This window comes from Actinacidiphila sp. DG2A-62 (assembly GCF_035825295.1).
Classification (GTDB): Bacteria; Actinomycetota; Actinomycetes; order Streptomycetales; family Streptomycetaceae; genus Actinacidiphila.
In genome coordinates, this window is record NZ_JAYMGI010000002.1 from 8,528,088 (window position 1) to 8,550,016 (window position 21,929).

At 68.8% G+C, this 21,929-nt stretch carries 23 protein-coding genes and 3 pseudogenes; 11 read left to right on the forward strand and 15 right to left on the reverse strand.

The window, feature by feature from the left end; all coding sequences use genetic code 11:
- Positions 1-148: 148 nt before the first annotated feature.
- The 6 genes from VSR01_RS37430 (at position 149) to VSR01_RS37455 (ending at position 3,756) form a co-directional block, all read left to right on the forward strand.
- Positions 149-820: a hypothetical protein gene (locus VSR01_RS37430; protein WP_326453411.1), complete on the forward strand. Its 672-nt coding sequence runs from the start codon at positions 149-151 to the stop codon at positions 818-820.
- Positions 821-887: 67 nt separating this feature from the next.
- Positions 888-1,781, forward strand: a complete 894-nt coding sequence (locus VSR01_RS37435) for an IS982 family transposase (RefSeq protein ID WP_326449309.1) — start codon at positions 888-890, stop codon at positions 1,779-1,781.
- A gap of 245 nt (positions 1,782-2,026) precedes the next feature.
- Complete coding sequence (locus VSR01_RS37440; protein WP_326453412.1) at positions 2,027-2,188, forward strand: hypothetical protein; 162 nt, start codon at positions 2,027-2,029, stop codon at positions 2,186-2,188.
- Between the two features lie 513 nt (positions 2,189-2,701).
- Complete coding sequence (locus tag VSR01_RS37445) at positions 2,702-2,941, forward strand: hypothetical protein (protein WP_326453413.1); 240 nt, start codon at positions 2,702-2,704, stop codon at positions 2,939-2,941.
- Positions 2,931-3,188, forward strand: a complete 258-nt coding sequence (locus VSR01_RS37450) for a hypothetical protein (RefSeq protein WP_326453414.1) — start codon at positions 2,931-2,933, stop codon at positions 3,186-3,188. Before VSR01_RS37445 ends, VSR01_RS37450 begins: the two co-directional genes overlap by 11 nt.
- Before the next feature lie 46 nt (positions 3,189-3,234).
- Complete coding sequence (locus tag VSR01_RS37455; RefSeq protein ID WP_326453415.1) at positions 3,235-3,756, forward strand: hypothetical protein; 522 nt, start codon at positions 3,235-3,237, stop codon at positions 3,754-3,756.
- Here VSR01_RS37455 and VSR01_RS37460 read toward each other — a convergent pair.
- The 11 genes and pseudogenes from VSR01_RS37460 to VSR01_RS37510 form a co-directional block, all read right to left on the reverse strand.
- Positions 3,748-4,580, reverse strand: a protein-coding gene (locus VSR01_RS37460; protein WP_442785436.1) for an IS5 family transposase whose coding sequence is annotated in 2 segments (ribosomal slippage) — positions 3,748-4,226 and positions 4,226-4,580 — 834 coding nt in all. Because the reading frame shifts where the segments join, the coding sequence is not laid out codon by codon here. The two genes, VSR01_RS37455 and VSR01_RS37460, sit on opposite strands and share 9 nt — an antisense overlap.
- A 169-nt stretch (positions 4,581-4,749) precedes the next feature.
- A complete protein-coding gene (locus VSR01_RS37465; RefSeq protein ID WP_326453416.1) occupies positions 4,750-6,132 on the reverse strand; it encodes a PIN domain-containing protein in 1,383 nt (460 codons plus the stop codon).
- 213 nt (positions 6,133-6,345) lie between these two features.
- Positions 6,346-6,618 carry a hypothetical protein gene (locus VSR01_RS37470; protein WP_326453417.1) on the reverse strand — a complete coding sequence of 91 codons (273 nt, stop codon included), beginning with the start codon at positions 6,616-6,618 and terminating at the stop codon, positions 6,346-6,348.
- Between the two features lie 163 nt (positions 6,619-6,781).
- Entirely contained in the window at positions 6,782-8,707 is a 1,926-nt protein-coding gene (locus VSR01_RS37475; RefSeq protein WP_326453418.1) for a hypothetical protein, read from the reverse strand.
- A gap of 47 nt (positions 8,708-8,754) precedes the next feature.
- The gene (locus VSR01_RS37480; RefSeq protein ID WP_073882510.1) at positions 8,755-9,090 is read right to left on the reverse strand and encodes a helix-turn-helix domain-containing protein; all 336 of its coding nucleotides are present in this window, start codon (positions 9,088-9,090) and stop codon (positions 8,755-8,757) included.
- Positions 9,084-10,160: a tyrosine-type recombinase/integrase gene (locus tag VSR01_RS37485; RefSeq protein WP_326447314.1), complete on the reverse strand. Its 1,077-nt coding sequence runs from the start codon at positions 10,158-10,160 to the stop codon at positions 9,084-9,086. Before VSR01_RS37485 ends, VSR01_RS37480 begins: the two co-directional genes overlap by 7 nt.
- 214 nt (positions 10,161-10,374) lie before the next feature.
- A complete protein-coding gene (locus tag VSR01_RS37490) occupies positions 10,375-10,788 on the reverse strand; it encodes a hypothetical protein (protein ID WP_326453419.1) in 414 nt (137 codons plus the stop codon).
- Positions 10,789-11,074: 286 nt separating this feature from the next.
- Positions 11,075-11,890 (reverse strand): annotated as a pseudogene (locus VSR01_RS37495) (integrase core domain-containing protein).
- A gap of 226 nt (positions 11,891-12,116) precedes the next feature.
- Positions 12,117-12,386: a YrhB domain-containing protein gene (locus VSR01_RS37500; protein WP_326453433.1), complete on the reverse strand. Its 270-nt coding sequence runs from the start codon at positions 12,384-12,386 to the stop codon at positions 12,117-12,119.
- A gap of 10 nt (positions 12,387-12,396) precedes the next feature.
- On the reverse strand, positions 12,397-12,759 hold the full coding sequence (locus VSR01_RS37505; RefSeq protein WP_326447312.1) for a toxin glutamine deamidase domain-containing protein: 363 nt from the start codon (positions 12,757-12,759) through the stop codon (positions 12,397-12,399).
- Positions 12,760-12,829: 70 nt separating this feature from the next.
- Positions 12,830-14,917 carry an RHS repeat domain-containing protein gene (locus tag VSR01_RS37510; RefSeq protein WP_326453420.1) on the reverse strand — a complete coding sequence of 696 codons (2,088 nt, stop codon included), beginning with the start codon at positions 14,915-14,917 and terminating at the stop codon, positions 12,830-12,832.
- Between the two features lie 503 nt (positions 14,918-15,420).
- On the opposite strand from VSR01_RS37510, the gene VSR01_RS37515 reads away from it, so the two are divergent.
- The 4 genes from VSR01_RS37515 to VSR01_RS37530 are packed head-to-tail and all read left to right on the forward strand — an operon-like array spanning position 15,421 to position 18,918.
- Positions 15,421-17,043 (forward strand): transposase, encoded by a 1,623-nt coding sequence (locus VSR01_RS37515; protein WP_442785751.1) that lies wholly within the window; start codon positions 15,421-15,423, stop codon positions 17,041-17,043.
- Positions 17,043-17,786: an ATP-binding protein gene (locus VSR01_RS37520; RefSeq protein ID WP_326447309.1), complete on the forward strand. Its 744-nt coding sequence runs from the start codon at positions 17,043-17,045 to the stop codon at positions 17,784-17,786. The genes VSR01_RS37515 and VSR01_RS37520 overlap by 1 nt, the downstream gene beginning before the upstream one ends.
- On the forward strand, positions 17,783-18,334 hold the full coding sequence (locus VSR01_RS37525) for a hypothetical protein (RefSeq protein ID WP_326453422.1): 552 nt from the start codon (positions 17,783-17,785) through the stop codon (positions 18,332-18,334). Before VSR01_RS37520 ends, VSR01_RS37525 begins: the two co-directional genes overlap by 4 nt.
- Positions 18,331-18,918, forward strand: a complete 588-nt coding sequence (locus VSR01_RS37530; protein ID WP_326447307.1) for a hypothetical protein — start codon at positions 18,331-18,333, stop codon at positions 18,916-18,918. The genes VSR01_RS37525 and VSR01_RS37530 overlap by 4 nt, the downstream gene beginning before the upstream one ends.
- A 43-nt stretch (positions 18,919-18,961) precedes the next feature.
- Here VSR01_RS37530 and tpg read toward each other — a convergent pair whose 3' ends face one another.
- Positions 18,962-19,516, reverse strand: a complete 555-nt coding sequence (gene tpg, locus VSR01_RS37535) for a telomere-protecting terminal protein Tpg (RefSeq protein ID WP_326453423.1) — start codon at positions 19,514-19,516, stop codon at positions 18,962-18,964.
- 333 nt (positions 19,517-19,849) lie between these two features.
- Positions 19,850-20,245: pseudogene (locus VSR01_RS37540) on the reverse strand (transposase family protein); the annotation flags it as partial.
- On the opposite strand from VSR01_RS37540, the gene VSR01_RS37545 reads away from it, so the two are divergent.
- A protein-coding gene (locus VSR01_RS37545) for an IS5 family transposase (protein WP_442785624.1) occupies positions 20,230-21,074 on the forward strand; the annotation gives its coding sequence in 2 pieces (ribosomal slippage) (positions 20,230-20,572 and positions 20,572-21,074; 846 coding nt in all). The pseudogene VSR01_RS37540 and the gene VSR01_RS37545 sit on opposite strands and share 16 nt — an antisense overlap.
- Positions 21,075-21,090: 16 nt before the next feature.
- Here the strand turns inward: VSR01_RS37545 and VSR01_RS37550 are convergent.
- Both VSR01_RS37550 and VSR01_RS37555 read right to left on the reverse strand, forming a co-directional pair.
- Positions 21,091-21,516 (reverse strand): annotated as a pseudogene (locus VSR01_RS37550) (transposase family protein); the annotation flags it as partial.
- Positions 21,504-21,863, reverse strand: coding sequence for a hypothetical protein (locus VSR01_RS37555; protein WP_326453424.1), 360 nt, complete (start codon positions 21,861-21,863; stop codon positions 21,504-21,506). The pseudogene VSR01_RS37550 and the gene VSR01_RS37555, both read right to left, overlap by 13 nt.
- Positions 21,864-21,929 lie beyond the last annotated feature (66 nt).

The following is a 21,929-nucleotide window of genomic DNA, read 5'->3' on the forward strand; positions in this document are numbered from 1 at the left end:
CTGGTATACTTGGCTCGCTGAGCCGAAGCGCGATAGTTGTCACAAAGGCAGGAGTATCGTCACCAGGGCTGCAGGACAGGGTGTGGTCTTGCGGTTCTTGCAGGGGCCTGCCGGCGTGCCTGTCGGACCCTGTCGATAGCGTCAGGTCATGGATCACGTCAGAGCCCTAACTGCCGACCAGTGGACGGTCATCGTTGCCGTCGTCGCCGCCCTCATCGCCGCCTGGCAGGCGTTTATCGCCCGCATGGCCGCCAGAGAGCAACTGGCCCTGTCAAAACGCATTCACCGGGAGCAGAACGAGCCGTACGTCATCGTCGATATCCAGCCCGATGCCAACCATGGGTCGCTTCTGTTGGTCATCGAGAACACCGGTCCGACCGTAGCCCGCAACGTCCGCATCTCCTGCAACCCGCCCCTCGAGTCCGGGTGGGAGCCCAGACCAGGTGAGCCGGATCTCACCCAGGTCATGCAGGAGATTCTGGCCCGGCCCATCCCTATCCTGCCGCCGCGCCGCCGCCTGACCTTCCTCTTGGACAACCAGGAGCGGTTCCAGAACGCTCACCTGCCCCGCGTCTACACCTTCACGGTGAACGCAGACGGTCCTGAAGGGAAGGTGGAGACGGCCCAGTACACCGCCGACCTCGACGCGGTGAAGTGGGTCATGCTCGAAGACCGGCCCACCAAGCATCTGGAAGACAAGCTGGTCAAGATTGAGAAAGCGGTACATGCGCTGGGCCCGGGCAATCGTCGGTCATTCCCTCCAAGAACACTACCTGCGCCTGTGCGGCAGCAGCGATCGGGCTCTGGCGACACAGAGTGAGATGGGCCTAGATGAGTAAGTCCGAAGTCTTCAGGGTGCAAAGGCGCGAGGGCCTCGTTGTTTGTGTGTGACGACAAACCTCAAGGCCCTCGCGACAGCACTCTACGTGAAGATCGATGACTGTCTGGCAGGATCGCGGCGCTCAGGACGCCCGCCCCGACTGTCGGACGCCGAACTGCTGACGCTGGCGGTCATGCAGGCACTGCTCGGCTTCGTCTCCGAGGCCAGATGGCTGCGCTACACCCGCACCCACCTGTCGGCCGAGTTCCCCTACCTGCCCGGCCAGTCCGGCTACAACAAACGCCTACGCGCCGCGAACACCCTGATCAGCCGCTTCATCCGCACACTGGCCCGCGACAGCGACCTGTGGCACGACGACGTGTGGGTCGTGGACTCCACACCGGTGGAATGCGCCCGCTCCCGCCCGACGGCCAAACGCTCCGACCTGGCCGGATGGGCCGGCTACGGCTACTGCCCCTCGCACTCACGGTTCTTCTGGGGCCTGCGTCTGCACCTGATGTGCACCCCCGGCGGACTGCCCATCGCCTGGGCTCTGGCCAACCCCAAGGTCGACGAACGCGAAGTCCTGGCCGACATGCTCACCCGCGACCCCGACCTGCCGGCCACCCACCCCGGGCAGACCATCATCGGCGACAAGGGCTACGTCTCCCACCAGCTCGACGCCCACCTGGCGCAGCTGGGCCTGACCCTGATCAGACCCAGCTACCGCAACCGCAAACCCCGCCCCGACGAGCACCTGCTCAAGCCGATCCGGCAGCTCATCGAGTCCGTCAACGACACCCTCAAAGGCCAACTCGACCTCGAACGCCACGGCGCCAGAACACCAGAAGGAGTCCTGGCCCGCATCGGCCAACGCATCCTCGCCCTGACCACCGCCATCTGGCACAACCGCAACACCGGAAGCCCCATCACCAGATCACTGATCGCCTACGACCACTAACCCCCAGACTTCGGACTTACTCGTCTAGGCCGAGCAGTCAGGCGCTGCAGCCCGCGCCAGCGTCTTATCCATCCGCGCACACTGCCTGGTCACCGGCCTCCAGGGGGCGGGCTCGTTGCGTACCTGACGCACAACCTGTAAGTACCCGTTGCCCCCGCCAAGTTCGCGCACGCCTTGGCCACCGGCCGCGGCCCTACGCGGACCCGGCCGCCCGGCAGGCCGCCGCGGACCTCTTGCCGCGCCCGGTGCTCACCCACGGCGCGTTGCTGGCCGCCCTCGCCGGCCTCCAGCCCGGCGCCGACGTCGACCAGCTGGCGTTCGCCAGCCGCCTCGCCCCTGCCGACCCGCAGGCCGCCGCGGACTTGGTCGCGTTCCTCACCAGCGCCTCGGACCCGGTGTCACGCTGACGCAGTGTGAGCGTGACACCGTCCGGACGGGGGCCCCGCAGCGCGTGACACCCCCGGGCCCGACCGTCGCACCGGCTAAGTCGCAGCTCAAAGCCGGTTCGGCGTCGCGCTGTACCGGCTCTCCTCGCGGGGCAGAGGGGCGCAACGCGCTTCGTACACCTGCTCCCCGGGGCGTCTCAGGGGCCGATCCGAGGACCCCTCGGCCGGAGCGTGACAGTGTCACGCTCACCGAACGTGAACACCTCGGGGCAGGGCGATGCTCGCGGGTCGCGGGCTTCGTCGGCAGCGACGGCCCGGTTGCCTGCCGCTCCCACGCCACCTCAGCCCGGAGCCTGCCGCCCCGTAACCGTTCCGGGGCGGGCTCGTTGAGCACCGCGGACCCCCCACGATGAGCCCGGTGCCGGCGCCCCACGGCGGCCCGGGCTTCGTGCTACGCCCGGGCTCCTGCAAGGCGGCCCGGGCGGCGCCGCGGCGGCGCTACCGTGGATCCACCACAGTCCTTGGGAGTCGAAGATGAGCGACGACGCCTCGCAGCGGGCCACCGCGCCTGCCCGTCAGCCCCTCGATGAGCACGCCGCCGCATCGGCGCTCGCGTACGCGGCCGCGGAGCGGGCCAAGACCGACGTCCTGGCCTCGGTGCTCGAGGACATCGCCGCCAACGGCTACCCCTCGCCCGAGTCCGGCATCGCGTGGGAGACCGCCCGCGACAACCACCTCGCCCGCCTCGCCGGCGAGCAGCCCCGTGTCGCCTGACCACGCCCCGCGCCGCTCGCGCGTCGTCCTGGTCGAGCCCGCGCTCACCCAGCTGAGCAAGCTCACCGCGAGCGAGACGCACCGCCTGGACCGCGCGATCGTCGCCATCAGCGTCAACCCGGAGCTGGGCACCGAAGTACCCGGCACCCTGCTGCGCGACTACTCCGACGAGATCGACGGGGTCCGCGTGATCTTCTATGTCACCGCGTTGCAGACCATCACGATCGTCGCGTACATCGAGGCGTAGCCCGCGAAGGAGAGCAGGGTGCAATCCCTCTTAGACATCGTTTCTTATGGTCGGCCCCACCCCCTTCCAGGCGGGGATACTGCTTTCAGTGCTGTTGACATGGATCGCTGAGGTGGCCGAAGAGCCGCTTGCATTGGAGCCGGGTAACCGGCGGGTGGAGTGGGAGACGAACACCTGGTCGCTGGGTGCAGGTGACGAGGACGGGCGGCCGTTGTCCGCTGCCGAGGTGGTCGCTGCCTTCGAACAGACTGCTGCCGGCATCCGGGAACGCATTCGCGAGCTGGGCTTCTCCGGAGTGGCGACGTTCTATGTGTGGCACGACGGGCAGGCCGGGCAGCTCCGGTGCTCGACCGGCTCCGTTCCTCCGGAGGAGTTGCCGTTCGACGGCACCTACAGGGTTGCCGACCAACTTGGTCCGATCGTGGAGGGTTTCCTGGCCGACAACATGCCAGGGGTCGTCGCCTGGCCGGAGCTGGACGAGGCGGACGGCCACTTGGAGCAGGTCATGACGGAGCCTGAGATCGCGCCCTTGCGTGTCTGGACCAGCAGCGTTGGAACCTCACACTGAATGCCCTTGCGCATCTAGGCGGGCGAGTCGGCGGTGGCCGATGAGGATTGCGGCTATGCCGACGAAGGCGAGGAAGTGCTCGGCCTTGCGTTCGTAGCGGCGGTGGAGCCGTCGGCAGCCGGCCAGCCAGGAGACGGTTCTCTCCACGACCCAGCGGTGTCGGCCCAGCCGTTGTGAGGACTCGATGCCTTTGCGGGCGATGCGGGGGCGGATGCCGCGCTCGCGGAGCCATCGGCGCAGGTGGTCGTAGTCGTAGCCCTTGTCGGCGTGCAGTTTCGCCGGCTTCCGTCGCCGGGGCCCGCAGCGGGAGCGGATGGGCGTGATGCCTCGCACGAGCGGCTCCAGGCCCTGGCTGTCGTGCATGTTCGCGCCGGAAATCCCCAGGGACAGGGGCAGCCCGTTCCGGTCGGTGATCAGGTGGATCTTCGATCCGAGTTTGCCGCGGTCGGTCGGATTCGGTCCCGTCAAAGGCCCCCTTTTGTCGCCCGCAGACTGACCGAGTCGATAGCGCACCGCGACCAGTCCAACTCGCCCCGCGCCCCGAGCTCGTCGAGGATCACGCGATACAACCGCGCCCAGACCCGCTCCCGGCTCCACTGGGCGAACCGCCGGTAGACCGTCTGCCAGGCCGGCCCGAACACCGGCGGCAACTGCCGCCACGTGCAGCCCGACGTCGCCACGAAGATGATCGCAGCCAGAGCCTCGCGGTCACCAGCCCGGCGTCGGCCGCCGCCCTGCGGACGTATCACCTCAGTCGGTGGCACCACCCGCCGGAACAACACCCACAACTCGTCCGGCACCAACCGCTCAACCAGATCCGTCATGCACGGAACAACGAACGATCGCGCCATAAGAAACGAAGTCTTAGGACGACTGGTTGCCTCGGCCGCGCTCCCACCGCGACCTACCGGTCTGCGCTCGCTCAGGGGCGGCCTGGGCAGATGGTCTTCGGAGGCGACCGGCGAACTGAGTCGTGACCGGCTGTTTCCCCGGTTAGCTCTGTTCGTCCCTCTCGTTGCCGCTGTCCCGTTCGCTTTCTGGGCCTGCGGTCTCATCTTTATCGCTGGGTGCGGTGTCACCCGCATCCTCGTGAGCGTGACCTTCGATGTCGTATTTTGGGAGACGGTATGTCGGGCGGTTGCTCTCCATGGTGTCTCGCAAGGTGCGGTAGAGCGAGCTGTAATCAATTTTGGGGGCGAGGGAGCTAAGGTCCAGGTTGCGCATGGCGGACTGCGCGGCAATCTTTCTGAGGGCGTCGATGTATTCAGGTGACCAAGCCCAGTTGGATGTCAATTGGTCAGAAACTTTGGTCCACTTCTGGCGGAGTGAATCCTTCATTCGCGCAAGAGTGGTTGCGCATCGCTTGTCTTCGAGATCGGGGAGAGAGGGCACGCCGGATGACAAAAGCGTGGGCTCTCTCTTCTCACTGTTTGCTGAAAAAAGAATCTTAGTCGCCCAGGTGCAGGCAACCCTGTCTATCAGGCTGCGTTCACCGGTGAAGGTCGGGCCGAAAAGTAGCCACTCGGCTTTCGCCGTGTACCAGACATCGTGGCCGATCTCGTGGCCCTCCACGGCGGAGACACTCAACAATTCGACGTCGGGGGCGAGGAGCCAGGTGCTCCATTGAACCGGCGCGGACGTGCTGTCAATCCCGATAAATGGGTGCGGCGACTCCATCCCAAGGGCGGCCTGTGCGATCTCATCCCGTATCTCGATAGAACTCAGGAGTGCTTCGGCAGTGGCAAGCGCGGTCTCGCCGGAGACGGCTTTGGTGAAGGTGCGTACGACTGCGTCGAAGTCTTTGAGGCGACTGAGGCGGATTTCCATGCCGCGCAAATCCTCGTTCATTGGGAAGGGGTAGTCGGTGCCGTTCCCAAAATCATGGTGGTTATCTGTGACAAAGCAGGCGTGCTCGTCGGGGTTCGCGCGCAGGTACTCAAGGATGGAAAACCAGATCGCTACGTCTCGCCCGCCTTCCGCACGTTCATTCTGCTTCGCGGGCGGTAGTGCCATAGCTTCGCGGGCGAGAGCCATGCGGGCAGCATCTCCGCTGGTCTCGATCACCTCGAAAATCTCACTGTATTGTGTTCGCCAGTGATCCTGGAGGCGCTTCAGCGCGAGTTCCTCCACATGCGCGTCCAACTTCCAGGCAGTAGCTGCCTGCAGCTCCGTTATTGCCTTTTCTGCTTTCTGATGCCGTGACAGGTAGATCTTTGCTTGGTGGGCAACTAGTTCCTCAAGCACCATCCACGGCACAGCGACCCGATGTTTCCCCGACTTCCGGAGCTTCCGGATGATGTCGGCTCTGTCGCTCGTGGGATTGAGCCGGTTCACGGCATTCGTATCGAAGATGATCAGAGATCCACTCTCGGTCATCTCAGCATCCCCCCTTGATCGCCCCGCGCTATGCAGGACGGCGCCTGGCCCCCAACCGGGGCGTCAGCGACGACCCTATGCCCATTCCAGCCCCAGTCCGGCGAGCTGCTCCCGAGTGCGCGTTGCCCGCCTGGACTTCGTGTTGGAGATCCAGACGTCCAGCTTCACCGTCACCCGCCGATGACCTGCGAATAGGGCAGGCCCGGACCGGGTTCAGGGCGCCGGGACGGGAAGGATTCCGCGGATGCCCGGCTGAGGGCCGTAGGGGGTGGGCTTCGGCTCCATCCGCACGCCGGTGCGCAGCGCCTTCGCCGATCTGCGGTAGCCCTGGAGCGGGCCGTGGCAGATGAGCCCGGCGGGTACCGGCGTCGGAGGAAGCTGAGGGTTCACCGAGCTGATGCCCAGGGCGGCGGGCGGGTCCTGCGCGGAGCGGGTGATGGAGAACCACCTGGTGCTGGCGCGGCGGTGCACCGCTTTCCGGTGCATCCGGGGTGTTCCTCGCATCGTGTCGGAATTCCGTACCGGCGGGGTCAACTCCCGCACTACGATGCGCGGATGAGCGAGTTGGCGCCGGCCGTGCGGCGCACCCTGTATCAGCGCGGTCCGCTGCGCCGCGCGCTGCTGGACACGTCGGTGTTGACCACGGACATCATCGCGGCCACCCGGCGGTCTTCGCCGTCGTTGTTCGTCGCCGGGGCGCGTGCGGGGACTGTGCGGTGCCTGATCCCGGTGCACGTGTGGGAAGAAGTACCGCGGGTCTTGGCCGACCGGCACCGCGAGGGGGGCCGCTTCGACCTGGGGCTCGCACTGGAGCTGTGGCAGTCGCGGTATGCGCCGGTCCTCTACGTCGTGGACGCCGTCGGCTGAGGGCCGCGGCGGAGATGTGGGCACCGGGCAGGTGGCCGGGGAACAGCCAGCCGGCACTCGTGTTCACGGCCCAGCCCTGGGGAGCGGGGCGGTCGGCCAGGGTGGTCAAGAGGTCGGCCAGGGTGGTGGGGAGCGGGATCGGGGTCCTGCCCAAAGTGAGGAACGTCGTCCCGTCTCCGGTGGTCAGGGCGGTGGTGGGCAGGGCAGCGATCCGGGTGAGGTGTTGGCCGAACAGCAGGAGGATCGCGCCGGCGGCCCGGACGTCGAGGTCGAGGCGGGTGTCGGTGAGGCACTGGTGGAGGAGGTCCCAGTGGGAGTCCTCGTCCAGGCCGACCGGGTCGGCCTTCGGGCGGTGCGGCACGAGGAGGTCGCGGGCGTGGTGGCGGCGGTGGGCCCAGACGACGAAGTCACGGACTTCGTAGCGTGTTCCTGGGTTGGCCGCGAGCCAGGTGTCGAGGCGGCCTTGGTCGAGAGTGGCGATGGTCAGGCCGTGGCCGGCGATGGTGGTGAGGAGTTCAGCGGCGAGATTGATGCGGGTGTAGGCCCAGCGGATCCGGTGCTTGACCCCGCCGGCCCGGACGGCCTGGTGGCGTTTGGCACGGGGCAGCAGGGACCAGCGGACGTAGGCGCGGAGCAGGGCTCCGTGCTCGGGATGCCGGGCGACGGTCCGCTCCAGGTGCCGGACGATCCGCACCGCGAGTTCGTCCCGGGGCTCCAGAACCTGGTAGGCGATCAGCAGGCCGCGCAGGTACTCGGCGGTCATCGCCGTGCCACGGCCGTCGATCGTGGCATCGAGGTCGGTGTGGGAGGGCGGGCGGCCGGTGGCCATGAGGTCGCGCAGGAGGCGGGCAGACCGGGAGCCGCGCAGCCAGTTCAGGACCGTTCCCGCATCCGGAGCCTCGGCCAGCGCCGTCCGCATCGCCGCGAGCGGCCTGGTGCCCACCGCTTCGGGCACGTCGGTGAACAGCTCCTCCAGGTGGTCGGCGACGGCGCAGCGGTCGCAGAGTCGGCCGACCTTGTAGGAGCGCGGTCCGGCGCAGCGTTCGCAGGCGTAGGGGTCGGGGACGCCGGCGCAGGGCCCGCAGACCCGGCGGTGCTCGGCGCGACCGATCAGTACCCGGGCCCGGTCACAGTCCGGGCAGGGCATGGGGTGGCTGCGGGCGGTCCGGTAGCAGGGGGTGCAGACGGGGCCGAGCGGCCATCGTGCGGTCACGGGGGCGGTGGTGTGGCAGAGCGCGCATGGGGTCGCCGGCCGGGGGCGGCAGTTCGAGCAGGGGTCCAGTTCGGCCGGTTTACCGCAGGCCGAGCAGGTGCGGGTCGCCGCGGCCTGCCGGCGGCGGCAGGCCGCGCAGGTGTTCCGGCTCGGTCGCGGTCCGATGGTTCCGCAGACCGTGCAGGCGCCGACGTTGCCGCGGTTGGCGAGGATCCCTTCGCAACCGAGACAGACCCGGCCGCCCGGGACGGCCCGGCGCAGCGGCCGGACGCGTCCGCAGCGCAGGCAGGCCGGGGCCCGCACTCCGGTGACCCCGTGGTCGGCCAGGGTGGTGATGAGGGCCTGGACGGAACGGGGTGCGGTGGATGCTCCGCTGACCAGGGCGTCGGGGTGGACGATGAGGTGGGCCCGGATGCGGCCGCGGGCTGCCGGGGTCAGGTCGGCGACGATCCGGGCCGCATCCGGATCGGCAAGGTCGGGGAGGGAGGCTGTCATCAGGCGGGCGAGTTCCCGCCAGGTGTCCGGGGCAGAGGCAGGGGCCATCATCGGTCTCCCGGCCGGGTCAGGCGTACGCGGCGAGCCGGCGGAGCCTTCGCGACGGCGGTGGTCTCGCCGGTCGCGGTCGGCTTGGCGACCTGGACGTGGGTCTCGGTGACGGTGATCAGGTCTGCCGGGGTGACGTGGAGAATCGAGCAGAGCGCGGCCAGCACATCCATCGACAGCCTCTGCGGGACCTGGGCGACGAGACGGTAGACCTGCTCGCGGGAGAGATGGACCCCGTGCTCGGCCAGGGCCGGGATCAGATCGGTGGTCTGGAACATGTCCCGCTCGGCCATCAGCCGGCGCAGGTTCCACACGATCCCCATGCGCTTCACCACGACAGCACCCCCTCCTCCTTCGAGCCGGGCTCCAGCCGTCGCCGCAGCGCGCTCTCGATCAGCCGGTTGCGGTACTCGTCAGACACCCACGTGTACAAGGCTGTCGTCGAGCCGTAGGCGTGTCCGACCTGCTGCTGCACGAACCGCTCCGGATAGCCGAACTCGACGAGGTGCGTGATGTAGGTGTGCCGCAGGCAGTGCAGGTCCAGCTCGCCCGGCAGCCCGGCACGCTCGCGCACCGAAGCGAACACCTCGTCCAGGCGGCGCACCCCGATCCGACCACACCGCTCCGTCACCCACAGTGCCGGATGCCGGCCCGGAGAGAAGCCGGGCCTCACCTCGGCCGCCCATTCCTCGATGAGGGGGACGATCCACTCGACCTCCGGAACCGTCAGCACCGTCCGCCGCTTCGGCGGACTCCCCCGCGACGCCTTCCCGAACCGCACCTCCACCGCACCCACCCGCCCGTACTGCGGCGCACGCGGATTCCGCCGCAGGTCGGCCAGATCCAGCATCACCGTCTCCCGGCGCCGCGTCCCGTAGGCGTAGACCTGCTTGAGGAGGATCGCGTCCCGCCACGCCGCGAGCACCCCCTTGCGCCGCTTCCGGCGGGTCTCCTCAACCCGATCGTCGGCGGCATCAAACAACATCTGAAGCTCGTCGAACGTCAGCGCCCGCCGTCCGGGCCGGCCCTCGTACTCCACGACGTGAGCCGCGGTGTTCCAGTCGTGACACACCTGAACCGGGAACCGGCCGAACTCCTCCGAGCAGGCCGCCGCCCAGCCGTACCGCGCGTCGGTGATGAACGCGCAGAACATCTCCAAGTCGCCCTGCTGCCCCCGCACCGTCGACCACACCAGCTCGCCGCGCGAGAGCCTGGCGGAGAAGTACGCCTCGACGTCTTCGGGGGCCCAGTCCCAGGGGTAGGTGCCGGTGAACTCGGCGAACCGACGTACCAGACTGACCCGGTCACTGATCGTCTTCTTCGTCAGCAGCCGACTGCGCTGCTGCTGTTCCCACCCGGTCAGCATCGCGGCGAACATCGCCGCCTCAGGATCCAACGCGGCCACATTCGCCGCCTGCACAAGCCGGATCGCCCCAGGCAAACTCGCCCTGCTCAATACCGCCTCCGAGAGTTGCATCAGATGCAACATCGTGGCGTTGAACGCCCCTCCGCAGGTCAGAACGCACCTACCGTCACCTCTACGAGTGACAACCCCATCCGCGACCTACCCCGCGCCGTCAGCGTGCGGGAGCAGAATGATGCGTCGAGCCCAACTCCGCCTACTTGCTGTCCCATGCTTCGGCGAGCGGTACCAAGTGGTCGATGTCCAGCGCGCTGGCGTTGTCGACCTCGGTGTCGTCGTACCACGACCACCAGGTCCCGCCGGTGAGGGTGCAGGTGCCGGTGACGGCCGGCGCGGTGACGGCCTCGTCGATCAACACCTCCTTGCGGGTGTTGCAGCCGTCGTGGTCGGCGTCCACCCAGCCGCCGAAGCTCGTTGCTCGGTTGTAGCCGGTGCGGTCTTCGGCTGCGACGGGGAGCTGGGCGACGGCCGCGTGCAGGGCGACGTGATCGGTGCCGGCCCGCGCCGGCGCTGTCGTGATCTGAGGCGGCGGCCGGGACAGAGGTGGTGAGACAGGCGGCCAGCAGTGCCACCGCGGCGGCCGCTGCCGCCGTGGACGGGGGTTTCGCATAATCGGGACGTGTCCCGGCGAATCGGTTCCCCATGCGGCCGGGCCCTGATGTTCATTCAGACGGAGGAGCCTGCCGCTGATGCCGTGGCGCGGCGAGTCGCCTGGGCCGGGTGGACCTGTTCGGCGCCTGGCCGATGCGCCAGGGGAGTTCAAGAAGGCTTCGGAGGCCGGCTTCGACGGGACGGAAGAGCTGTTCACTGACGACGTACCGCCAGGAGTTTGCGACGTACGGCCGGTGGCGGCCACCGGCCGTACGGACTGAACCGCTCCGGGTTCGGTGAAGACTTCACATGTTGACTGTGACCTGGGGGTTTGTGGTTGCTCGGTAGTGGTGGGTCTCGTATTGGACGGGTGGGACGTAGCCGATCTCACCGTGGAGTCGGCGGTGGTTGTACCAGTCGACGTACTCGGCGGTGGCGAGTTCGACGTCGGACAGCGTCTTCCAGGGCGGTCGGGGTTTGATCAGCTCGGTCGTGAACAGGCCGATTGTGCTCTCCGTCAGGGCGTTGTCGTAGGCGTCGCCGACGGATCCGATGGAGGCGGCGATGCCGGTGGCCTGGATGTGTTCGGCGAGCCGGACACTGGTGTACTGCGACCTGGCGTCGCTGTGGTGCCAGATTTTCCTCGCCCCGTGGACGCGGTAGTTGGCTTCGAAGACGTTGCTGGTGTGCTCCTTCAGTTCGGCGTCCTGCACGGTCTTGGCGGAGGGCGTGTTCCGGCGTTTGTGGTGGGCGTAGTAGGTGGAGGGGGGCGATCTGGCAGTCGTGCGCGGTCAGCACGCGGCAGATCGGCTCGACACCGCCGAAGCGGTCGCGATGCTCGTCGATGAACGCTACGAGCGCGGATGTGGCCGGTCGAGCTCGGCCGTGAAGAAAGACGCCGCGGCTTTCAGGATCTCGTTGGCCCGCTTGAGCTCGGCGTTCTTCTTCAGCCGCTTCAGCTCGGCCTCCTCCGTCGTCGAGCCGGGCCGGACGCCGGTGTCGATCTGGTCCTGCCGCACCCGCTTCCGGAGCGTCTCGGTCGTGCCGATGCCCAACTTCTGGGCGGCCGCTTTCATCGCGGCCCATTCGGTGTCGTCATCAGGCCGCACCTCGGCGACCATCCGCACCGCACGGCGCCGCAGCTCAAGCGGGTACGGGGGAAGGACGTGCCATGACTCGGTCCTCTCAGACGATCGAGCCTCCACCGAACGGAGCGGTTCACCAGCCTCTGCGCGGCTGGCGACGGCGCGCAGACGAAACCACCCATCAGGCCGTGGCCACTTGGGGTGGGTTCGGGCGGGCGGCTGAGCTGTCCACCCGCCCGAACCAGTAGAGTTCAAGAGCCGATCATGCGTCTGCGATCCTCAGCTGAGTCATCACCTCTTCGAGGGTCATGAATCGGCATGCGCCCGTGACGGGGTCCACGAGGACCGGCATATTCCCGAGGAGTGCCTTGCCGTGCTGGCCTTCGTCCAGGAACGCCCGAGCGTTCCACGGTACGAAGACGTGGCCGTTCTCGATGCGAGCCCTCTCCGGTTGAAGTCGCATCGTGTTCGGATCCCAGCCGCCGCAGTTCTGCTCCAAGAACACCGCGGCTGCTTCCAGCGCTTGCTCCATTGACAGCACGTCAGTCCGTCCTCATGATCTCGTACCTTGCCCAGCCGGTCGGCTTGGCTTTCCCGAGCTGGTAGTCGAGGAAGACAACACTGCCATCCACGTTGACCACATTGAAGACGTGGCCTACACCATCCTGTGGCCACACTGCAATGAAACCCCGGCCACCAGAGCCCCAGCCGAGGACATCCTTCACCACCTGGCTGAGGCGCCCTGCCTCTTTGACGAAGGTTCGGCCTGTGGCAGCTTCCAGATAGTCACGGTCGTAGGGGCCGACTCCACCTGGTGCCGGTTTCACAGGCCTACCAGCGATCAGGTCGTCCCCTGCGAGGGTGCACAGAACGCAGTTGGAGTACCCGTTGTCCGGGTTGATCAAGGCCCTGGCCTGGGGAGTCTCCGGCGTGTAGTAGCGCAGCCCGTTAGCTGCGGTGTTTGCCGAGCCGAGATCAGCGGCACCGAGCCGGATCTCGTCTTCTGCGAGAGATGTACCTACTCCACCCCCCCTTGAATCCACCTAGCACTGTGACAGCCAACTGCTGGGTGAGTTGGTCGCCTGCGGCGTCGTACTGGTCGGCGAGTTGGTCGCAGCCTTGGTTGTGGAGCATTTCGGCTGCCCGGTAGAGGCGGTAGGCGGGGCGGATGGGGAAGTAGGTGTCGAGGAAGTTTCCGGCGCCGCCGTTGCGGCCGGAGACGGCGTCGGCGAGGTCTCCGACGAAGGTGAAGGGGAGTTCGGCGCTTTCTTTCAGGCCGCTGCCGATGGCCTGGAGGCGGCTGGTGATCGGGTCGAGCCAGTTCTGGCCGGAGGGATCGATGCCATTGGTGGGGCTGTTTCCGGCGTAGGAGTAGGCGGAGGTGTAGGGGTCGCTTGGGCGGAGCTGGATGGGGTCGGTGCTGGTGAAGCGGCCGGTGGTGGGGTCGTAATTGCGGGCGCGCAGGTCGTAGCCGGCGGCGTTGGTGGTGGGTTCTTTGTACTGCCCGGTGTAGGTGAAGCGGTTGGTGGGCGGGTTGGTGGCGGTGTCTGTTTGGGTGAGTGCGCCGTAGGCGGTGTAGCTGTAGCTGGTCTGCAGGGCTCCGGCGGTGTCGGTGATGTCGGTGACGGAGCCGAGCTGGTCGTGGTGGTAGTAGAAGGGCGCGGCGGCGCTGGTGGTCTGGGACTGGATCTGTTCCAGCGGGTTGTACTGGTAGGCGGCGATGAGGCTGCCGCTGGCGCCGTATTCCGCGGCGACCTGGGGGAGGTCGTAGTTGGGGTCCCAGATGGTGTTGCGGAGCAGGCCGGTGCCGGCTTTGGAGGCGCTGGTGCGGTTGCCTTCAGCGTCGTAGCCGTAGGTGTAGGTGGCGCTTGGCGTGGTGAGCGACGACAGGTGGCTGGTGGCGTCGTAGGTGAAGGTGTTGGTGCCGTCGCCGGTCTGGTTGCCGTTCTTGTCGTAGGTGTAGCTGGTGGTCTTGTTGCCGGTTAGGGCGTTGCTGAGCTGGTCGGCAGCGTCGTAGGTGTAGGTGGTGAGAGTGCCAGCGGTGGTGGCGGTGGTGCGGTTGCCGACGCCGTCGTAGGTGTAGGTGGTGCCGGCGGTGGCGTCTGCGGCGGGGCACTGCGCGGCCAGGGTGGCCGAGGTGCAGTCGGTCAGGAGCAGGCCTGCGGAGTCGTAGGTGTAGTACTGGTGGCTGGCAGGCTTACCGGAACGGTTGACGTCGACGCGCTGCAGCTGGCCGGCTTCGTCGAGGGTGAGCTGCCAGTCTGCGAAGGTGGTGCTGCCCTTGGTGCTGCTGATCTCGGTGAGGCGGCCGTCGTTGTCGTAGGAGCGTTTCTCGGTGTAGCCGTTGCCGGTGGGCAGGATCGTGGCGGTCAGGTCCGCTGCGGGGTCGTAGCGGTAGACGGCGGTGCCGGCAGGCCCGGACTGGGTACGGGTGTTGCCGTCGTCGTCGTAGCTGTAGAGGGTGCGGCTGCCGGTGTACGCGGTGGTCGCGGTCAGGGCGCCGCTGAAGTGCCCGGCGCCGTCGCCACTCCAGGTCCGCACGTGGGAGCTGGAGTCGGTGGCGGCGATGCCCAGGCCGGAGCCGTAGTCGAACCGGCCGGCCACCGGTATCCCGTAGGACGTCCAGGTGTCGGCCTGGGGGATACGAGCGGAGAAGGTGCCGGAACCGGTGCCGGGGTAGACGTACACCTTGTGGTTGGTGGTGTCGTCGGCGGCGAAGTCGTCCTTGCCGTCACCGGTGAAGTCCCCGGCAGTGAGCTGGAAGTTGGTCCAGCCGACGCCGAGGTCGGTGCGGGTGCCTAGGGTGCCGGTACCAGTGCCGGGATAGAAGTACAGGTGGTCGTTGCCTGGGTAGATCGCCAGCAGGTCGAGCTTGTGGTCGTTGTTGAAGTCGATCGCAGTCAGACGCAGGCCGCCATAGTTGGCGCCGAGGTCGGTGCGGGTGCCGAACGTGCCGGTGCCGTTGCCCGGGTAAAAGTACAGATGGCCGCTGGCGGCGCTGGTGTCCTGCACCATGAGGTCGTTCTTGCCGTCGCCGTTGAAGTCGCCGCCGATGATGTTCATCGTGGTGTAGCCCGGCCCGACCTGGACACCTGCGGCGAAGCCGCCGGCGCCGTCGCCGGTGTACCTGCCTCGCCGCCCGAACGTTGGCCGCCCATTTGTCGGCCTGCGTACGGGGCGCCGGCGGCCGCTCCGAGGCATCCGCCGGGGTGAGGTGGAGCATGTTCTCCAGCTGCGATGTGCCGCTTTCGTGTCAGTGGGGTGATGTCAGTGACGGCGTGTCAGGTTGAGTGTTTGTGCTGGTGGGGGTGGGAGTGGTGGTTTGGTTTGCTGACGTGGGGCGGCACATGTGGTGGGTGTCGCTGTCATGGCGCGGTACACCCTGCCGCGGCTCACTGTCATGGGAACGGCACTTCTGATCCGTTGGATGGACGTGCGGCTGCACCGTGGTGGGCGTCGGTGTCTGCAGTGGAGGAACGGGCGTGGGGGAGAGCGGTGGCGCAGCGCGCGTGGCCACCGGGGGCGGGCTGCCGGCGGCGTCGAGGGCAGCGTTGCGGGGCCCGGCGGTGCGGCGGCTGCTTGCTGTGCGGACGGCCGGAGGGCTGACGGCCGGCCATGTGCGGGTGGCCGCGGACGCGCTGGGGGTGACGGAGCGCACCGTGTGGCGGTGGCTGGCCGCCGCCGGGCGCGACGAGGCCGCGGCCGCGCGGCCTGGTGCCCGGGCCCGGGAGGATACGAGGTTCACGGTCACGCCTGAGGTGCGCTGCCTGCTGGCGTTGTGGAAGGGGAACGTGCGGGCGGTTCATCGTGAGCTGGTCGCGCGGGCTGCTCGGCAGTCTCCGCCGGGATACGTGCCGTCGTTGACGACGCTGCACCGGGCGCTGCGCCGGGATCTGGATGCGGGGGAGCGCGCCGGTCTCGCTCTCGGGCCGGAGGCGGCACGGGCCCACGACGTGTTCGGCAAGCGGCCGGCGTCGTGGCGCAACCACGCCTGGGAGAGCGACCACGTCCAGGCCCCGCTGCTGGTCGACGCCGACGGCGACCTGGTGCGTCCGTGGATCACCTGGTTCATCGACACTGCCACCAAGGTCATCACCGGTACCGCCGTCACCCCGGGCCATCCCTCCCGCGCGTCGGTACTGGCGGCCTTGCGCGCTGCCGTGGTGCGGGAGGAGCCCTACGGCCCGGCCGGGGGAGTGCCGGAACAGGTGAGGGTGGACCGGGGCAAGGACTTTCTGTCCACCGCCGTCACCACCGCGCTCGGCGCGATGGGCGTGACCGTCAAGGACCTGCCCGCCTACAGCCCCCACTTGAAGGGCACGGTGGAGAACCTCAACCGGGCCGCAGACCGCATGCTGTTCGCCGCCCTGCCCGGCTACACCGCCGGCCCCACCGCGCGCCGCGGTTCCGGCAGACGCGGACGCACCGCCGGTTCCGAAAAGCCAGCATCCACCCTGTCGTTCCAGGATTTCACCGAGCAGGTCCTGACCTGGACGAACTGGTGGAACACCGCGCATCATCCGAAAGCCCTGTCAGGCCGTACACCGCTGGAGGCGTGGCAGGCCGATCCGACCCCTGTCACCGACATCCCCGCAGCCGACCTGTGGGCCTTCACCCTCGAAGACGACGGCCGGCCCCGGAAACTGACCGGCCACGGCGTGCACTGGCGCGGCCGCACCTACAGCGCCGCGTGGATGACCGGCCAGGCCGGCATCCGGGTGCAGGTGCGGTACATGCCCCACCACGACCACCGCATCGAGGTCTTCGACCCCGTCACCGGCCGCTACCTGGGTTCTGCGGACCTGGCCGACCAGGCCACCGCAGAGCAGATCAGTGCCGTACGCAAAGTGCGGGCCGCGCGCACCCGCCGCCTGAGGAAGGATCTCGAGGCATCCCAGCGCGAGCGCTACGCCGCCGCCACGAAGCCCGCCCCGCCCCGCCGCCTGGGCGCGCTCAGCGCCGCTGAGGCCGACCGCGAGCTCGGCGAGGCCGCCGAGTCGGACCTGTCGAAGCTGGCGCTGCCCGATCTGATCCCGCACGCCCCGCCGCCGGCGCACTGGCGCACCCCGCCCGCCGTCGCGGCCGGCACTGCCCCGCTCCCGCCCGTCTCCGCTCCAGACGATGTCCCGCCGGACGCTCCGCCACACGCAGTGCCGGAGCCGGACACGCACCCGGCAGGAGATGCCTGATGACCGCTGCCACCTACCAGTACGTCGACCTGCCCGACGCCGCCGTGGTCACCACCCGGGCACTGCTCACCGCGCGGGAGAACATCACCGACACCGTCGCCGCACGCGCCATGATGTGCATTCACGGCGGTGCCGGCTTCGGCAAGACCCTCGCGGTCAACATCTGCCTGCACGAACTCGAACCCGCAGAAGACGTCCGCCGGGTCACCTTCCGGGCCCGCCCCACGGCCCGCGCGGTGCGCTACGAACTGTTCACCGCGCTGGACCTGCCCGGCGAGCCGCCCCGCCACCCCAGCGAGTTCGACCGCCTGCTGAAGAACGCCCTGGCCGAGCATCCTCGCACCTTCTTGGTGGACGAGGCCCAGTGGCTCAACGGGGAGGCGTTCGAGTACTTCCGCTACCTGTGGGACGAGCCCGCCACCCGCTTCGCGGTCGTCTTCGTCGGCGGCGAGGGCTGCCACACGGTGCTGCGCCGCGAACCGATGCTCTCCTCGCGGGTCTTCATCTGGCAGCACTTCACCCGCCTCACCCCCGAAGAGGTCCAGCAGGTCATCCCCCTGTTCCATCCCGTATGGGCCGGCGCCGATCCCGACGACATCGCCTTCGCCGACAGCCACGCCGCGCACGGAAACTTCCGCGCCTGGGCCCAGCTGACCGCTCACACCCGCACCGCGCTCGCCCGCACCGGCCGCACCACACCTGACCGGGAACTCCTGCGCTGGGCCTTCAGCCGCCTCGCATGACCGCCCACCCCACCAGCACCACCACGCAGCCTCCTCCGGTGGTGCTCGTGCTGGACCGCTACGACGACGCGGCACACACCCACGCCGCTCTGGCTGCCCACGACTCCGCTGCTGGCCGGATCACCCTGCATCCCGGGCCCGGCACTACCAGCGACACCGCCCTTGCCCACGACCTCCTGGCTGCCCTGGGCAAGCCGCCGCTGCTGCCGGGCCGCTACCGGCCGGGCCGGCAACCGGCATGGGAGGCCGCCACAGCCTGGATCCACGCCATGCCCCCAGCCCGCCTCACCGTCCTGCGAGCCCACCGACTCACCACCCGCCGTCTCGAGCAACTCCTGCGCCTGCGCGAGGCCACCGGCATCACCTTGACCCTGGTCTGCCACCGACCCCGCCCGCCGCGCTCCACCGGGCTCTGCACGCCCTGCCCCACACCGTCACCAGCGACCTCGGCACCGCCCGCCGCCACTACTACGACGGCGCCCCCACCCCCTCCGCGGGCCTTCCCACGCCAGCGTCCCTCCCACGCCCGCCGACGGCCCGGTGGATGACACTGCCCGCCCTGGACCGCCTTGTCTCCTACAACCCCGCCCAGCCCTGCACCGGCCCGTGCACGCCCGCACCGATCGACTGGAAGCAACGTCCACCACCCCAACCGCTCACTGATGCAGCCGCTTTGGAGATCACCCGCAGAATCCACCAGGCGACCGCCCACCCGCGCTCGGCCGCCGCCCTCATCACCACCCTGCTGACCGGCGCGTCCTTCCAGCAACTCCTCACCGTCCGCACCGACGACCTCGGCCCCGACGCAGCCACCATCGCCTTCCACGACCCCGCCCGCTACACCGACGGCTGCGCCACCCACCCCACCCCGACCTGGGCCCGCCCGTTCCTGCGCGCCGCCGCCTGCTACGCCACCCTCACCGGCAGCCAGGAACTACTGGCCCACCCGAACGAACGCCACCACCTCCTGCGCCTCGCCGAGAGCGCCAAACTGCGCCCGACCCAACCTCCGGGACGGCGCAAGGCCGCGCCCGGCGGGCCGGTGGTGTGGGACTGGGCGGAGCACAGGGAAGCCGAGCACTACCAGCGACTGCTGGCCGTCCCACGCACGGCGCCCACCCGCGACCGGTAGCCCCCGGCACCCCACACTCGCCCTCGTACGGGGGAGGGCCGGGTCAGCCGACGGCGAAGTCGGCGAACTCCACGTCGCAGAAGGCCACTCGAAGCCCGTGGGCCCGCGTCTCACCGTCGCGGAAGTAGGCGTGCCCCAGTGCCCGGGCCAGGATGACCATCTGCTGCGCCTCACTGGCGCCGGCGTCCCGGGCGGCGAACAGCTCCCGCGCGACCGCACCGGACAGGTGCTGGGTGATCAGCCGCAGGCGGGGGTCGTCGGAGGAACCGGCCGCGGAGGCGAACCCGAACCGGGCCCGGGCGTGCACGGACAAGCCGCGCTCCTCGGCCCGCACCCGCAACCGCTCGCGAATCCGGGGCTGCCACCGCGCCCGGACGACGTCCTCGATCACGCGCCTCTGTACCGCGCCTGGCGGGCGCCGCCCCGGGCCAGGCGTGACCCACCGCTGCACGGTCCGCTGCGAGACCCCCAGAACCCCCGCCAGCCTCTTCGTGGAGCCCTTCTCCAACCTGAGCAGGAAGCCCAGCCGGGCTGTGACACTGCCCGGCAGCGGCCGGGTACGCAAAGCCCGCTCCAGACCGTCATTGATCTCACCCAAGGCCCGCTCCTCTCACACACCGCTGTCGGTACCCAGGTGTCCCACACCCTCACTGCGGCCCCCACCCTGTTCCTGCGTACCGCTGCCCGCGACGGCTTCCTCTGCTACTCGTTTCGTGGTCTACAGGGCTGCCAGATCGAGTGGGCGGCGCCGTACGCCGGCAGGCGCCGAGGGGCAATCTCTCTAGGTACGGCTGTCGGTACCGCCCGGGGTGCCCTACGGCTCGGCCTCCGCCTTCGGGGGCCATGTCGTTATTGGCATATGCCTAAGGGCTGTCCCGTAATTGATCTTCGGGAGTCTCGGACGTGGGTCGATGCTCGGTGGTCGTTGGCCTCAGGCGGCCTGGAGGAGGTTATGCAGGCGGGCGATGCCGAGCATGGCGTGGTGGACACCCTCGCCCTTGAGGCGGCAGTCGCGGAGGATCTTCCAAGTCTTCATCCGGGCGAAGACGTGCTCGACGCGGGCACGGACCTGCTTATGTTCGCGGTTGTGCTCGGCCTGCCATTCGGTGAGCTCGCCGCCGCGTGGCCGGCGGTGCGGGATGACCAGGCCCGTGCTCGGGTAGCCGCCGTCAGCGATCGTTGCGGTCCGGCCGACCGCGTCCTTGGCGCCGGATTCCTCCCATGCCTTGCAGTCGTTCCGGTTGCCGGGAAGGGGCTTGCCAATGGCGACGACAGGGCGTGTCTTTCGGATCATCGGATCGTTGGTCTGGTGTGTCGTTGACCGACGCCCAGTGGGCGCGTATCGAGCCGTTGCTGCCGGATCGGACCCCTCGGCGGGGTGGGCGTTGGCGTGATCACCGGCAGGTGATCGATGCGATCGCCTACAAGTACCGCACCGGCACGCCGTGGGCGGACCTGCCCGGGCATTTCGGGTCGTGGAAGGGCGCCCACAACCGGCTGCGGATGTGGGCGGCCGACGGCACCTGGGAGAAGGTCTTCACCGCCCTGCTCGCGCAGGCCGACGCCGAAGGCGACCTCGAATGGGTCGTCGCGGTCGATTCCACCGTCGTCCGCGCTCATCAGCACGCCGCCGGGGCCCGTCAAAAGGGGCTCCGGCAGGCGAGCCGGACGACCATGCCCTCGGACGGTCCCGCGGCGGGCTGACCACCAAGATCCACCTCGCCGCGGACGGCCGGTGCCGGCCACTCGCATTCGTGCTCACGCCGGGCCAGGCAGGCGACGCCCCCGCGTTCGGGCAGGTCATGGCCCGGTTACGGGTGCCCAGACGGACCGGCCGCCCCAGAATCACACCGGACGCAGTCCTGGCCGACAAGGCTTACTCGTCCCGGGCGATCCGCCTCCACCTGCGGCAGCGGAAGATCCGGGCGGTGATCCCGCAGCCCGCCGACCAGGCGGCGAACCGCAAGCGGCGCGGCAGTCGCGGCGGCCGCCCGCCGGCCTTCGACCGCCGGGCATACAAGCAGCGCAACACCGTCGAGCGGTGCATCAACAAGCTCAAGCAATGGCGCGGCCTGGCCACCCGCTACGACAAGACCGCAACCATCTACCTCGCCGGACTCCACCTCGCCGCCATCCTCATCTGGTCAGCACGATGATCCGAAAGAAACGCCCTAGGCGGGTGTCGGCGTCGATGACCACCTGGTGGTTGGTGGAGTACCGGTAGTTCTTGGACTGCTCGGCGATCGTGTGGTCGCGGGTGGGCACGAGGGTGCCGTCCACGATCAGCACGGTGCCCTTGCGGAAGCGTTGTCGCGGCTTGAGCGCGAGCTGTGGGCCGATGTGGTCGATGATGCGGTTGGCCGCCGACTTGGACACCCCGAACAGCGGCGCGAGCTGTCGCAGCGTCAGGTTGGTACGCCAGTAGGCGGCGACCAGCAGGACCCGGTCCTCCAAGGGCAGGCCCCATGGCCGGCCGGGGCGGCCCGCGTTAGCGCCCTCACGATGCAGCATCGTGGTCAGCTTGCGGAAGTCGCGGGGGCTCAGCCCGGTGAACGGGGCTATCGAGGACGGCTCCGACGCCGTGATCACACCAGCCACCGCAAGATCATCCCACCGCTTCGGGACCCCCCGTGTGTCAGTGCGGCCCGGCACTGCTCCACCTGTTCGGCCACCTGCTTCATGAACCAGCGCACGATCTCGTACGGGATGACGTGCTCGTCGTGGCTGTGGAAATGGACGGACGGCTCCAAGTCCGGGTCCTCGTCGGGAATCACCGCCACGAGGAAGGCGGCTCCGGGCATGTGGGTCGCGGCGTTGGGGATCTCGGTCCACACGGCCGGCGCGGGGACGGCTTCGCTTAGCTCCACGCACCAGGCGTCGTCGGGCAAGGAGTAGTGGAACTGCACGGCGTAGTGACGGCCTGCGTGTTCTCGCAGCTCTGGCATGTCCGCAGGCTGCCACGGGCTCCGGGCTGGAGTCGCGTGGATATCGGGCGAGGTCGACCGGTCGCC